Annotated in this window: 8 protein-coding genes; 2 read left to right on the plus strand and 6 right to left on the minus strand. The window is 73.1% G+C overall.

What is annotated here, in order from left to right:
• Positions 1–15: 15 nt before the first annotated feature.
• Positions 16–1,254, minus strand: a complete 1,239-nt coding sequence (locus ACTMVF_RS32485; RefSeq protein ID WP_441274656.1) for a phosphodiester glycosidase family protein — start codon at positions 1,252–1,254, stop codon at positions 16–18.
• Between the two features lie 75 nt (positions 1,255–1,329).
• Positions 1,330–1,689 (minus strand): DUF779 domain-containing protein, encoded by a 360-nt coding sequence (locus ACTMVF_RS32490; RefSeq protein WP_441274657.1) that lies wholly within the window; start codon positions 1,687–1,689, stop codon positions 1,330–1,332.
• Between the two features lie 57 nt (positions 1,690–1,746).
• On the opposite strand from ACTMVF_RS32490, the gene ACTMVF_RS32495 reads away from it, so the two are divergent.
• Positions 1,747–4,896 carry an ATP-binding protein gene (locus ACTMVF_RS32495; protein ID WP_441274658.1) on the plus strand — a complete coding sequence of 1,050 codons (3,150 nt, stop codon included), beginning with the start codon at positions 1,747–1,749 and terminating at the stop codon, positions 4,894–4,896.
• On the opposite strand, the gene ACTMVF_RS32500 is transcribed toward ACTMVF_RS32495, so the two are convergent.
• The 3 genes from ACTMVF_RS32500 to ACTMVF_RS32510 are packed head-to-tail and all read right to left on the minus strand — an operon-like array spanning position 4,886 to position 7,906.
• A complete protein-coding gene (locus ACTMVF_RS32500) occupies positions 4,886–6,106 on the minus strand; it encodes a cytochrome P450 (RefSeq protein WP_441274659.1) in 1,221 nt (406 codons plus the stop codon). The two genes, ACTMVF_RS32495 and ACTMVF_RS32500, sit on opposite strands and share 11 nt — an antisense overlap.
• Positions 6,107–6,134: 28 nt before the next feature.
• Positions 6,135–6,935, minus strand: coding sequence for an ABC transporter permease (locus ACTMVF_RS32505; protein WP_441274660.1), 801 nt, complete (start codon positions 6,933–6,935; stop codon positions 6,135–6,137).
• Positions 6,932–7,906, minus strand: a complete 975-nt coding sequence (locus ACTMVF_RS32510) for an ATP-binding cassette domain-containing protein (RefSeq protein WP_441274661.1) — start codon at positions 7,904–7,906, stop codon at positions 6,932–6,934. The genes ACTMVF_RS32505 and ACTMVF_RS32510 overlap by 4 nt, the downstream gene beginning before the upstream one ends.
• Before the next feature lie 718 nt (positions 7,907–8,624).
• Between ACTMVF_RS32510 and ACTMVF_RS32515 the strand changes: the two genes are divergently transcribed.
• Positions 8,625–10,193, plus strand: a complete 1,569-nt coding sequence (locus tag ACTMVF_RS32515; RefSeq protein WP_441274672.1) for a LamG-like jellyroll fold domain-containing protein — start codon at positions 8,625–8,627, stop codon at positions 10,191–10,193.
• A 98-nt stretch (positions 10,194–10,291) separates the two neighbouring features.
• Here ACTMVF_RS32515 and ACTMVF_RS32520 read toward each other — a convergent pair.
• Positions 10,292–11,320, minus strand: a 1,029-nt coding sequence (locus tag ACTMVF_RS32520) for a PKD domain-containing protein (RefSeq protein WP_441274662.1), incomplete at its 5' end; no start/stop codon positions are given.

The following is an 11,320-nucleotide window of genomic DNA, read 5'->3' on the forward strand; positions in this document are numbered from 1 at the left end:
CGTCAGGGAGTGGCCTCAGGGAGTCGAGAAGACTCCGATGCCGTTGGGGACGGGGCGTTCCACGCCGTCGGACGGATGGTTGCGTACGGAGACGTTCGCCGCTCCCGGCTCACGGGCGACCAGCGTCGACGAACCGCCGCCGTCCAGGCTGAACGCGTCGACCGAGCCCAACTCGCGCATCACGGACGCGACTTCGGCGATGGTAAGTCCGGTGCGGTACTCCCGCGCGCCGTCCAGCGCGAGCAGCAGCAGGCGTCGGCCGCCGTTCGCGATGCCTACGGCGGTGCGCACGGCCGAGGCCCTGTCGTCGAGGCCGGGCAGCGGCTGACCGTCGTCGAGCACGGGGTAGCCGCCGAGGGCGAAGCGGTACGGGACCCGTGCCGCCGCCGCCACCAGCCGGTGCCGTACCTTCACCGGCTCGCCCGCGAAGAACTTCCGCAGCTGCTGCGCGCCCTCCTCCCGGCCCACGAGGACGGTGGTGTCCGGTGCGATCGGCCCGCTCCCGGGGGTGTCGGCCATCGACACGACCCGGCCCCGGCGGACCGTCACCTCGTAGGTGTCGGTGCTGCACGGAGCCGCCCGGTCGGTGTCCGTGCCGCAAGTGGCGCGCACCCGGGAGACGCTGCCCCACGCGGCGGTGAACGCCCCGATGGAGCCCACCGGCAGCGCGTACTGGTTGAGTCCGCGCAGCGGCAGCCGGCCCTCGGGTGTGCGGATCGAGCCGATGAGGCGCAGGCCGTCCAGCCGGGCCCTGCGGTCGACACCCACGCCGAGCACGTCCTCGGTGCGCGTACCGGGCGGCAGCGCCGGTCCGAAACGCTGACCGTCCGGCACCGCCGCCTTCAGGGCCCGGCCGCGCGCGATCGCCGGGCCCACGCTCGCGCCGGTCGCCTGCACGCCCGGGTGCTGGGCCTCGCTGATGTTGAAGAAGTCGCCGTTCACGCCCGCCACGGCACCCTGCGCGGTGGCCTGCTGCGAGACGGTCGCCCGCGCCGCCACCGTCCCCGGGTACAGCAGATCGAGACGTACGTGCGGATTGCTCAGGTCGACGGTGAGCAGATGGGCGTGCGCGGTGCCCTTCGCCGCCGCGATGTCGAACTCGTCGTACACGACACCCGGCGCGATCCGGGTGCCCGGCTGCGCGGCGCCGGCCGGGGCCGCCCCCGCCAGGGCCGCACCGGTCAGCGCGCTGAGTGCCGTGAGCAGCGTGAGCGCCGCTCTGCCTGCTCCGAGCCGTTTCTGACGACGTGTCATGGTCCCCCCTGATGTCTCGTCAAATGTCCCAGGGCTCAGGGGAAGTGCACCAGACGGCGATGACCTGCAGGGTTGCTAGGCGCCGACGACCCGCGAACGGGTGAGGAAACGCACCCCCTCGGGTGCCTCCAGCGAGAAGCCGCTGCCCCGGCCCTCCACGACGTCGACGATCAGCCGGGTGTGGCTCCACGCCTCGTACTGGCTGCGCGCCATCCAGAACGTCACCGGCTCCGCCACCCCCTCGACGTCCAGCTCTGCGAGCAGCACGTCCGAGTCGCCCGTGCGGAACTCGCCCGCCGGGTAGCACATCGGCGCGCTGCCGTCGCAGCAGCCGCCGGACTGGTGGAACATCAGCGGGCCGTGCGTCGCGTGCAGACGGCGCAGCAGGTCGGCGGCGGCGGGAGTGAGTTCGACGCGCGGGGTCTCCTCATACATGGGTGCAAGGGCAGCACGGGGAACGTTGCAAGAGGGTTGCGCCCGTAACCTGCTCGGGTGACCATCGAGTTGACGCTGCTGACGTCCGTCTCCCACCGGGGCAAGGAGATCACCGCGCCCCGCCTGCGCGCCCTGCTCGCGCTGCTGGCCGGGGAGCCGCGGGCCGGATGCGGCAGGGGGCGGCTCGTGGACGGGCTGTGGCCGCACGAGCAGCCGGAGAACCCGACCAAGGCGCTGCAGATCCTGGTCTCGCGGGCCCGCTCGCTGCTGGGCGGAGAGATCATCGCCAGCACACCCACCGGCTACCGCATCGCCTTGCGCGAGGACCAGGTCGACGCCTGGGCCGTCCAGCTGCACGCCGCCGCGGGCACGGAGAAGGCGCGGGCCGGCGACCATCACGGCGCGGTCGCCGAGACCGAGGAGGGGCTCGCGCTGTGGGACGGCGGCCCGGCGGAAGAAGGGCTCCACGACGACCCCGTGGCGGCGCTGCGTCTCGAACTCGCCGTCACGCACCGGTCGTTGACGCGACTGCGGGCGCTGTCGCTGGCCCGTTCGGGACGCCGCGAGGAGGCTGCGGCACCGCTTGGCGAGCTGGTGCGCGCGCATCCGCTCGACGAGGAGCTGCTGCTGGAGCTGATGCGCTGCCAGGCGGCCACGGCAGGCGCGGCCGCCGCGCTGGCGGCGTACGACACCTACCGGCGCCGCCTGCGCGACGAGCTCGGCACCGATCCGGGGCCCGCCCTGCAGGAGCTGCACCAGGAGCTGCTGCGCGGCGAGGCGCCCACCGTCCGGCGCGGCGTACCGCACGAACCCAACCCGCTGCTCGGCCGGGACGCCGATGTCGCAGCCGTGCGGCGGCTGCTGCACAGCGCCCGCGTCACCTCGGTCGTCGGCCCCGGCGGGCTCGGCAAGACGCGGCTCGCGAGCGCCGTGGCCCGGGACGCCGAGCAGCGGATCGTGCACCTGGTGCCGCTCGCCGGCGTCCGCCAGGACGCGGACGTCGCCCCCGAGGTCGCCTCCGCGCTGGGCATCGGCGAGGGGCTGCGGCCCGCCGCGGGGGGCGACCTGATCGCCGGCATCGTGGGAGCACTGGGCTCCGGGCCCGCGCTGCTCGTCCTGGACAACTGCGAGCAGGTCGTCCAGGGCGTCGCCGACCTCGTCCAGGCACTCGTGTCGAGGACGCGGGATCTGCGCGTCCTCACCACCAGCCGGGCCCCGCTCGGACTGTCCTCCGAGACCGTCTACCCCCTCCCCGAACTCGACCTCGCCACCACCGTCGAGCTGTTCGAGCAGCGCGCCCGCTCCGCCCGCCCCGACGTCGAGCTGCCCGCCGACACCGTGGCCGCCCTCTGCCACCGTCTGGACGGGCTGCCGCTCGCCACCGAACTCGCCGCCGCCCGCGTCCGCGTGCTGTCGGTCCCGGAGATCGCCCGCCGCCTGGAGGACCGCTTCGCCCTCCTGCGCGGCGGCCCCCGCGACGCACCCCACCGCCACCGCACCCTGCACGCCGTCGTCGACTGGAGCTGGAACCTCCTGGAGGAGCCGGGGCAAGCCGCCCTGAGTGCCCTGTCGGTCTTCCCGGCCGGCTTCACCGCCGAGACAGCGGAACAACTCCTCGACGACCCCCAAGCCTTGGAGATCCTCGAGGACCTCGTCGACCAGTCCCTGCTCAAGGTGACCGACACCCCGCACGGCACCCGCTTCCGGATGCTGGAGACCGTACGGGAGTTCGCGGCCGCGCATCGGGAGCGAGCCGGTGAGGACGAGGCGGTCACCGAGCGATTCCTGCGCTGGGCACGGGACTTCGGGGCCGCCCACCACGACGCGCCCTTCGGTGCCGACCCGTTCGCGTCCTGGCATCTGATCCGCGCCGAGCAGGACAACCTCGTGCACGCCCTGCGGCCGGCGCTCGGCCTCGCGGACGCGGACACCGTCGCCGCCGTCACGGCCGTACTGGGGAGCCTGTGGTCCACCGAGGCCAGTACCAACTACGCCCGGCTGATCGCCCTCATGGAGGACACCGCGCCGCTGCTCTCCCACTACCGGCCGGGCCCCGAGTACGTCGAACCGGCCCGCACCGCCGCCGCCCTGCTGACCGCCAACGCCTTCCTCGGCCTCGGCCCCGGCGCGCCACGCACCCTCGTCACGCTGCGCCGCCTGCCGCCCGCCCCGCCGGACACCCTGGTCCGCGCCGTGGCGACGGTGCTCAGCGCCCTGCCGGAGATACTCGCGCCCGGCGGCCGCGGCACGCTTGACGCGCTGTGCGACAGCGACGAGCCGCTGCTCGCGGGCATCGCCAGCGGTGCCGCCAGCTATGTGTGGGAACACGAGAGGCAACCCGACCGGGCCCTCGTGGCCGCCCGCCGGATGCTCGACGCGGTCAGTGACCAGGACATCCCGGTGCTCCGGATCTGGCCGCGGGCCCGCTTCGCCGAACTGTGCCTGCAGATGGAACGCGGCGCGGAGTCGATCGGGCCCATGAAGGCCGCGCTCGAAGCCCTTCGGGAATACGGCGAGTGGACCGACTCGATCGGGCTGCGCTGGGGGATCATGCTGGCCAGTCTGCAGGCCGGGGACCTCGACGAGGCCGAACACTGGCTGGAGGAGGCGCTGCGGTACCAGCGCGAGAGCGCCGTGGCCGACCCGTTCACCCCTGACCTGGGCGCCCGCGCCGAGATGGCGCTCGCGCGGGGCGACATCGAGACGGGACTGGGCCTGTGGCGCCGGACCCTGGACCGGCTGGCGGACATCGCGCACGCGGTACCCGCAGGTGCATCGGTGGTGGAGGCCTGGGGGCCGGAAATCGAGTCGGTCGCCGTGACCGCACACGCCCGGCACGGCCGCGCGGACCTCGTCGCACACCTCCTCGCCGCCTTCCCCGACCGCCTCACGAGCCTGCTGACCCGCTCGCCCGCCGTCCAGCCGGCCTACTTCCCGCTGTGCGGCGCGCTGCTGCTCGCGCTCGGCACGGCCGATCTGGCCGCGGGGGACGCGGGCGGCGTACGGCTGATCGCGCTCGCCGAGCGGTTCCGGTATCTGCGCAGCTTCCAGCCCACGATGTCCTCGGCCCGCGCCCGCGAGGACGCCGAGCACGCCGACAAGGCGGCGTACGAGGACGCGGTGTCCGCATACGCCGCCCTGGACGACGACGGGCTGCGCGAGGCCGCGCTCGGCCTGGTGCGGGGGCGGGGGAGGCTCACAGCCTGACCGGCAGGCTCAGCAGGTGGAAGCCGTCGCCGGGCCAGTGCCCGAAGCGGAGGTCGGCCCGGTCCACGGCCAACTTCGGTGCCGTGGGCCGGTTCACGAGAAGCTCCTCGAACACCACGCCCGTCACCAGCCGGCCGAGCGCCGCGCCGATGCAGTAGTGCGGGCCGTGGCCGAAGGCGAGGTGACCGTCGCCACGGCCGAAATCCCGGGTCACGTCGAGGCGTTCGGGGGTGTCGTACGCGGCTGGGTCGTGGTCCGCGGCGAACAGGGCCACCGTCACCGCCTCGCCCTTCGACAGGGGCGTGCCGGCGAACACGAAGTCCTCCGTGGCGTACAGCGTGGCGCCCATGCGCACCAGCGTGACGTACCGCAGCAGTTCGGGGACCGCCCGGCCGAGCAGTTCCGGCTCGGCGCGCAGCCGTTCCAGCTGCTCCGGGTGGTCCAGCAGGGCGAGGACGGCGTGGGCGAGGAACAGGGCGGGCGGGGTGATGCCGGTGTTGATCAGCAGGAAGAAGACGGTGACGATCTCGTCGTCGGTCATGCCGCCGTCGGCCAGCAGCGCCGACACCAGGTCGTCGGCCGGCTCGGCTCGGCGCCGGGCGACCAGGTCCAACGCGAACTCCACGAGACCGCCGAGCCCCTCGATGAGGCGGCTGCCGTCGCCGTACGCGAAGTCCCGGATCCAGCCGCACACCTTGTCCTGGTCGGCCGCGTCCACGCCGACCAGTGCGCAGATCACGGCCGTGCACAGCGGGTAGGCGAACTCGCCCAGCAGATCGGCCCGTTCACGCTCGGCGAGGGCCCCGATCAGGTCCTGTGCCGTCTTCTCGACGAAGGGGCGCAGTGCGGCCACCCGGCGGGCGGTGAAGGCGCGGGTGAGGGGGCCCCGGCGGCGGGTGTGCTCGTCGCCGTCGAAGAGGGCCAGGTGGCCGGAGAGGTACCGTGCGTACTCGGGCGGGAGGCCGTCGAGGCCCTGTGCCAGCAACTCGGCCTGCGGATCCGGCATGTCGGAGCCGGCGATCGTCGAACGGTCCCGGATCAGGCGCGGCTCGCTCAGCGCGGCCCGCACGTCCTCGTGGCGGGTGACCAGCCGTACCGGGGTGCCGAGACCCGGCAGGAGGACGTGGCCGAGGCCCGGGCGGGCGCGCAGGTCGGCGTAGGCGCCGACGGGGTTCTCGATGAGTTCGGGGGTGAGGCGGACGGCGGTCATGGCAACTGCCCTTCTGGAGTCGGGGTGTTCAGTGGGCATCGCGGTCGAAGAGGCGGAGCGACCACACGAACCCGAGGGCCGCGATCGCCACGCACCACGCCAGGGCCATCCAGCCGTTGTGGCCGATCCCGGTGCCGGTCAGCAGTCCGCGCACCGTCTCGATGACCGTGGTGAACGGCTGGTACTCGGCGAACCAGCGGATCCCGGAGGGCATCGAGTCGACCGGCACAAAGGTGCTGCTGACGAAGGGCAGCAGGAACGAGATCGGCAGCGGGGCGTTGCTGGCGCCCTCGGGCGTCTTGCTGATCAGTCCCAGGGCGACCGAGAGCCAGGTCAGCGCGAGGACGAAGAGCGTGAGCAGCCCGCAGGCCGCCAACCACTCAACGGCACTCGCGTCAGGGCGGAAACCGATGGCGAGAGCGACGGTCATCAGCAGGACCAGGGTGAACGCCGTCTGGATGACGCTGCCGACCACATGGCCGACCAGGATCGACGCCCGGGAGATCGCCATCGTGCGGAAGCGGGCGACGATGCCCTCGGTCATGTCCGTGCACACGGCGACCGCGGTCGGCACGGCTCCGACGCCCGCGGTCATCAGCAGGATGCCGGGGACGAGATAGGCGAGGTAGGCGGTGCGGTCGCCGCCCTGGCCGGTTCCGGTGCCGAGCGCGGAGCCGAAGACGTACACGAACAGGAGCAGCAGGAAGACGGGGATGAGCGCGACCTGGAGCGTCATCGAGGGGTAGCGGCGGGCGTGCAGCAGGTTGCGCCGCAGCATGGTGAGCGAGTCGCGCAGATGCGGGGTGGTGGGCCGGGCGGCGGTGGTCATCGGGCCTGCACCTTCTCTTGCTCGGGGCGGCCGGTGACCGCGAAGAAGACGTCGTCGAGGTCGGGGGTGTGCATGGTCAGCGAGTCCACGGCGACGCGGGCGCCGTCGAGGGCGTCGAGCAGGGCGCGCAGGGTGTGGACGCTGCCGTCGCCCGGGACCTGGAGGGTCAGCGCCTCGTCGTCCCTGAGGCCGACGCCCAATACCTCGGCGGCGCGGGCGAGTTCGGCCGGGTCGAGGAAGCGGAGCCGGACATGGCCGCCGGGGACGAGCCGCTTCAGCTCGTCCGCGGTGCCCTCGGCGACGATGCGGCCGCCGCTCAGGACCGCGATGCGGTCGGCGAGTTGGTCGGCCTCCTCCAGGTACTGCGTGGTGAGGAAGACCGTGACCCCGCCGTCGACGAGTTCGCGGATGATCTGCCACACGGCGTGCCGTGCGCTCGGGTCGAGGCCGGTCGTCGGCTCGTCCAGGAAGATCACCTCGGGAGAGCCCACCAGCGTCATCGCCAGGTCCAGGCGCCGCCGCATGCCGCCGGAGTAGGTGGCGGCGGGCTTCTTCGCGGCGTCCACGAGGTCGAAGCGTTCGAGCAGCTCGGCGGTGACGCGCCTGCCCTCGCGGCGGTCCAGATGGTGCAGGTCCGCCATCAGCGCCATGTTCTCCTCGCCGGTGATCAGGTTGTCGACGGCGGAGAACTGGCCGGTGACCCCGATCGCGGCACGCACGGACTGCGGCTCGCCGGCCACGTCGTGCCCGGTGATACGGGCGGTGCCGCCGTCGGCGCGGATCAGGGTGGAGAGGATCTGGACGGTGGTGGTCTTGCCGGCGCCGTTCGGGCCGAGCAGCGAGAAGATCGTGCCGCGCGGCACCCGCAGGTCGATGCCGTCGAGGACGGCCTTCGTGCCGTACGCCTTGCGCAGCCCCGTGGCCTCGATGGCCGGTGGTGTCTGACCGGTGTGCTGCCGTGGTGAGTTCATGCCCGAGAGCGTGCGGGGGGTCGCCTTCGGCGCGGTTTCAGGACGGTTTCAGGGGACGTGCCAGGGGACATGTCAGTGGGCGCTGTTAGCCTCCTGCGGCCCGTGTGATCCACGGGCCCACCAGGGGAGGAGAAACGTGAACAGTGCCAGAAACAGCGGGAGCCGGCACAGACCCGGCCGTTTTGCGGTGGGCTGCCTCGTCACCGCCGCGGTCCTGACCGCGCCCGGCGTCGCCCACGCCGCCGAGAACCTGCCGCCGCGTCAGCCGCTGGTCCAGGACCTGCAGACCGGTACCAAGCCGTGCGCCACCGGGGAGCAGAAGGCGTATGTCGCTCAGCCGCCGACACTGCGGGCCGTGCTGTACGACCCGGAGGAGGACAACCAGCCGGCCGAGGCCAACCTGGTCAGCGGCGAGTTCGAGGCCTGGTGGACGGATGCCGACGGCGCCGAACAGCGCCGTACGCACACCACGAGCGCGACGCTGTCCGGTACGACCCAGCAGTGGCGGATGCCGGAGGACATTCCGGCGAACACCGTTGTCTCCTGGCACGTGCGCGCGAACGACGGCACCGCGGCCTCCGCGTGGAGCTCCGAGGGCGACGGCTCGACCTGCGAGTTCGTGTACGACGACGCCGGCCCCGAGAAGGCGGTCGTCACGTCCCCGGACTACCCCGAGGACCAGTGGCAGGACGGCGTCGGGGTCTACGGCAGCTTCACCATGGATTCCCCGTCGGACGACGTCGCGCAGTACGTCTACAGCTTCCTCGGCGGCCCGCAGCTGACCGCCCGCCCCGCCGAACTCGGCGGCCCCGTCACGATCCGCCACCTGCCGCTGAAGACCCGCCCGGACCGACTCGGTGTCCGCGCGATCGACCGCTCGGGCCGCAGCAGTACGACCACGACGTACGAGTTCCTGGTCAAGTCGGGCCGCGCCCCCGTCGCCCACTGGACCCTCGCCGACGCCGCCGGCTCCACCGCCGCCGCGGCCGAGAGCGGACCCGCCGCCGGTGCCGGCTCCGGGGTGACCTTCGGCGCGAGCGCCCCGCGCGGGACCGCGCTGGCCTCGGTGGCGAGCCTCGACGGCAGCAGGCACGCCTTCCTCACGCCGGCCGCCCCGGCCGTCGACACCGGCAGGACCTTCGCCGTCAGCGCCTGGGCGCGGCCCGCGCGGACGGACCGGAACATGGCCGTGGCAGGCCAGGACTCGGGCGACTCCGCCGCCTTCGAACTGGGGCTGCGCACTCGGGACGAGGGCCCGGTGTGGTCGTTCACCGTCGGCGGCACCCGTATGACGGGCGGCGCCCCGGAGACCGGTGAGTGGGCCCACCTGCTGGGCCTGTACGACAAGGAGACCGGTCAGGCGCAGCTCTACGTCAACGGCCACGAGGTCGGCACGAGGACCGAGGCGACGCCCGCCGAGACCGCCGGCGCCTTCCAGATCGGCCGCTCCCGCAACGGCGACGGCTACCGCGACCGCTGGCACGGTGAACTCGGCGACGTCCGCGCCTACGACCGGGTCGTCGTCCCCGACGAGGTCACCGAACTCGCCCACCGTCGACCGACGTTGCTCGGCCACTGGTCGTTGGAGACCGCCACTGACGGCGTGAGCCCCGAGCAGAGCGGCAAGGCGCCGCTGACGCTCGGCCCGGGCGCCTCGATCCACCGCGGCCCGGACGGCTCCTGCCTCCCCGAGCTCGATCCGGACTGCCCGTTCGTGCCCTACCCCCTCGTCGGTGACGGCCACCTCCAGCTGGACGGCGAGAGGGGGTACGCGGCCACCGAGAGCGCCGTCGTGGACACCTCGGACAGCTTCACCGTGGGCGTCGTCGTCCGCCTCGCCGACGCCGAACCGGCCGCTCCGATGACCGTGCTGTCGCAGGGCGGTGAGCACACGGACGCCTTCAAGGTGCGCTACGACCCGTCCGCCCACGCCTGGCAGCTGGTGATGCCGCAGAGGGACGAGGCGGGGGCGCCCGAGGTCGTCGTCGCGCAGATCGAGGCCGCGGACGGCGGCGAGGGTTCGGGGCACCGCCTGGCCGTCGTCTACGACGACGCGACCGACCGGATCAAGCTCTACCTCGACGGCCACACCAACACCGACGCCACCGCCACTCTCCCGAATGGCTGGCACAGCTCCGGCGCCCTGCAGATCGGCCGGGCCAAGGCCGGTGACGGCTGGGGCGAGTACCTGCACGGCGACGTCGACGAGGTGCAGGCCTACGCCGGCGCCCTGAGGGACGGCGACATCGGCGGCCTGGGGTGGGGCACCGACCCCTGCCTCTGCTGAGTAGTCCATGAGCGGCGGCGTGGCAGTGGCCTGCCGCGCCGCGGCAAAAACCCTGAGCCAGTGCCGAGGTCTCGGCACTGGCTCAGGGCATGTAGGGCCTATCGACGATCGTCGCCGATCGTGACGAAGCCCGTGGCCTTCGCGCCGGTGACGTTGTCGTAGACGACGTCACCGGTGGACTTCTTCCAGATCCTGATACGGAAGGTGTCCGGGGCGTCGGTCGCGGTGACACGGAAGCCGTAGCCGCTGCTCCCGTCGACCTGGCCGCTGCCCTGGTAGACGGCCTGGGAGCCGTTGACCACGAGCCAGTCGGAGCCGGTGGAGCGGAACTTCAGCCGCGCCGGACCGAAGTCGAAGTCGGCCTTTCCGGTGGGGACCGTGGCTCCCTTCGCGTAGGCGGCCGCGAAGGAGAACGCCGCCTTGCCCGTCAGGTCCGGCTTGGCCGGGTGGGCGCCGGCCGGGGAAGTGATCACGCCGGTGCCGAGTGCGGGGCCCGCCGCGCGGTCGTAGACGATCAGCTCGGGCAGGGTGGTGCTGTCCGAGGCGCCGTCGTCGTCCGTGACCGTGAGCACCGGGCGGTGGATGCCGGCCTCGGTGTAGGTGTGCTCGGCCCGGCAGCTGGTGCCGCTCACCGTGCCGTCCGTCGGTTCGGTGCCGTCCTTCCAGTCGATGCGGCAGGTGTGGGTGTCACTGGTGCCCGGGTCGGCGAACGCGGCGGTGACCACCGTGCGCCTGCCGGCCGACACCGGGGACGCCGGCCCGTTCGCGGACGTGATCGCCGGCGCGGCGTTGGCGACCTTGACGGTGGCCGTGTCGCTGCTGCGGCCCCCGGTCAGCGTGACCGTGTAGGTGCCGTCGTCGGTGCAGGTGAGCGTGGTCTTCGCCGCCCCGGTGTCGGCGACGGCGCAGGGCGCTCCCTCCTCGACCGCCCACTTGGGGCTGCCCGCACCGGAGATCGACCCGTTCAGCGGGATCGGGTCGCCCTCGGTGCCGTCGGCGTCCGGGCCGGCGTGGACGATGGTGACGGGGTCGACGCTGGTCAGGGTGGGCACGACCTTCTTGATCAGGCCGTCGGCGTCGAACTCCAGCTTGTCGATGGTGGTTTCGCGGTGGGTGCCGTCACCGCC

This window comes from Streptomyces sp. SD31, from assembly GCF_052068475.1.
GTDB lineage: Bacteria > Actinomycetota > Actinomycetes > Streptomycetales > Streptomycetaceae > Streptomyces.

Coding starts and splice junctions, on each gene's coding strand:
- ACTMVF_RS32510 (WP_441274661.1), bottom strand. CDS start 7,906: ATGAACTCACCACGGCAGCACACCGGTCAGACACCACCGGCCATCGAG.
- ACTMVF_RS32500 (WP_441274659.1), bottom strand. CDS start 6,106: ATGACCGCCGTCCGCCTCACCCCCGAACTCATCGAGAACCCCGTCGGC.
- ACTMVF_RS32515 (WP_441274672.1), top strand. CDS start 8,625: ATGGATTCCCCGTCGGACGACGTCGCGCAGTACGTCTACAGCTTCCTC.
- ACTMVF_RS32490 (WP_441274657.1), bottom strand. CDS start 1,689: ATGTATGAGGAGACCCCGCGCGTCGAACTCACTCCCGCCGCCGCCGAC.
- ACTMVF_RS32505 (WP_441274660.1), bottom strand. CDS start 6,935: ATGACCACCGCCGCCCGGCCCACCACCCCGCATCTGCGCGACTCGCTC.
- ACTMVF_RS32485 (WP_441274656.1), bottom strand. CDS start 1,254: ATGACACGTCGTCAGAAACGGCTCGGAGCAGGCAGAGCGGCGCTCACG.